Annotated in this window: 1 pseudogene; it reads right to left on the bottom strand. The window is 72.8% G+C overall.

Features of this window, described 5'->3' with window-relative positions:
• Positions 1-713, bottom strand: a pseudogene (locus ABD345_RS40020) (sodium:solute symporter); the annotation flags it as partial.

Raw genomic sequence — 713 nt, 5'->3', positions numbered from 1 at the left:
CGCCCCGATGCCGATCGCCGCGAACGCCACCCCGGTGAACCAGGACGGGAACATGTCGGCGAACAGCTGCGGCACCGCCAACTGGCTGTTGAAGCCCGGCACCCCCGCCCCCACCCCCGCCGCGATCGCCAGGAACCCCAGCAGCGCCAGCAGGCCCAGCACCAGCGAGTACGCGGGCAGGATCGCCATGTTCCGGCGCACCGTGGTGCGCGACTTCGACGCCAGCACGCCGGTCACCGTGTGCGGGTACATGAACAGCGCCAGCGCCGAGCCGAACGCCAGCGTCGCGTACGTCCACTGCCCCGAGGTCCCCAGCAGCAGCGAGCCGCTCGGCCCGCCGGTCGGTCCCGGCACCGCGAACTTCCGCGCCGCCGCCGCGAACACGCTCCCGTAGCCGCCCAGCCGCATCGGGACGTAGACCACCGCCACCAGGATCACCACGTACACCAGCGCGTCCTTGACGAACGCGATCAGCGCCGGGGCCCGCAGCCCCGCCGAGTAGGTGTACGCGGCCAGCACGCCGAAGGCGACGAACAGCGGCAGGTCCCGGAGGAACCAGTTGCCGCTGCCGCCGACCCCGAGGGTGTCCAGCACGGCCTGGATGCCGACCAGTTGCAGCGCGATGTACGGCATGGTGGCCAGGATGCCGGTGAGCGCCACCACCACCGACAGGCCGCGCGAGCCGTAGCGGCCGCGGACGAAGTCGGCCGGGG

It is taken from the genome of Kitasatospora saccharophila, from assembly GCF_039529925.1.
Classification (GTDB): Bacteria; Actinomycetota; Actinomycetes; order Streptomycetales; family Streptomycetaceae; genus Kitasatospora; species Kitasatospora saccharophila.
Note: the sequence above shows the minus strand (reverse complement) of the source record. Positions and strands in the feature narration are given on the sequence as shown.